We start from the raw sequence: 1,229 nt of genomic DNA, 5'->3' as shown, positions 1-1,229 counted from the left end.
TGGACTTGTAACGGATTTGCGCCGGTCACCTGAGCGATTAGAGCTCGCAACAGGAGACCGACGAGATGATCAAGCATACAGAAGAGTTCAAGCAGGAGGCGGTGCGGATTGCGCTGACCAGCGGATTACCCCGCGACCGGGTTGCATCGGATTTGGGGATTGGGAAGTCGACGCTGGGCAAATGGGTGTCACAGTATCGGCCATCTGACCTGGTGGCAGCGCCGCAGGCAGATCTGGCGCGTGAGAATGAACGCCTTCGTCTTGAGAACCGTGTGCTGCGGGAGGAGAGGGAAGTGCTAAAAAAGGCCACGCAGTTCTTCGCGAGCCAAAGGCCGTGAAGTTCGCTTTTGTGCATAGCTGGCGGCATCGTTGGCCCGTTGAACTGCTCTGCCGTGTCATGGATGTCAGTGAACGCGGCTATCGTTCCTGGCGCTCGCGCCCGATTAGCAGGCGGGAGCGGACAGATATGAAAGTGCTGGCCCATATCCGAGAACAGTACAGGCTGAGCCTTGGCAGCTACGGCCGTCCTCGCATGACGATGGAGTTGAAGGAGGTGGGGCTCGATGTTGGCGAGCGCCGGGTCGGGCGGCTGATGAAGATCAACGGGATCAAGCCAGTCCGCACGCGCAAGCACAAGGTTACGACGGATAGCCACCATCGACTGGGGGTCGCAGCGAACTGGCTGGACGGCGATTTTGCCGCCGATGCGCCCAACCGTAAATGGGCCGGCGACATCACCTATATCTGGACGTCAGAAGGCTGGCTCTACCTTGCCGTCATTCTCGACCTGCATAGCCGTCGCGTCGTGGGCTGGGCAGTCAGCGACAGAATGAAGAAGGACTTGGCGATCAGAGCGCTGGATATGGCGGTGCGCCTGCGCCAGCCTCCGGAAGGCTGCTTTTTTCATTCGGATCGTGGCAGCCAATATTGCTCTTACGACTATCAGAAAAAGCTGCAGGCCTATGGCCTGCGTCCATCGATGAGCGGCAAGGGAAATTGCTACGACAATGCGTCCGTCGAGACCTTCTTCAAATCCCTGAAGGCCGAACTCATCTGGCGGCAGAGCTGGCCGACGCGGCGTCAGGCAGAAGCCGCCATCTTCCAGTACATCAATGGCTTCTACAACACCCGTCGTCGCCATTCATATCTGGGCGGCATCAGCCCGCTCGCGTTCGAAGCCAAGGTGGCATAATGAGATAGGTGACCGGCACAAAACCGTTACAAGTCCA

Annotated in this window: 1 protein-coding gene; it reads left to right on the top strand. The window is 58.6% G+C overall.

Going from position 1 to position 1,229, the window contains the following annotated elements:
- The first annotated feature begins 65 nt into the window (after nt 1-65).
- Nucleotides 66-1,192 (top strand): IS3 family transposase gene (locus KRZ98_RS23115; protein ID WP_211258307.1). Its coding sequence is split into 2 segments (ribosomal slippage): nt 66-297 and nt 297-1,192, totalling 1,128 coding nucleotides; the frame shifts between segments, so codons are not numbered across the junction.
- Nucleotides 1,193-1,229: the final 37 nt, after the last annotated feature.

It is taken from the genome of Sphingobium sp. AS12 (assembly GCF_019097845.1).
GTDB lineage: Bacteria > Pseudomonadota > Alphaproteobacteria > Sphingomonadales > Sphingomonadaceae > Sphingobium.
This window is presented reverse-complemented; position numbering and strand designations above follow the sequence as displayed.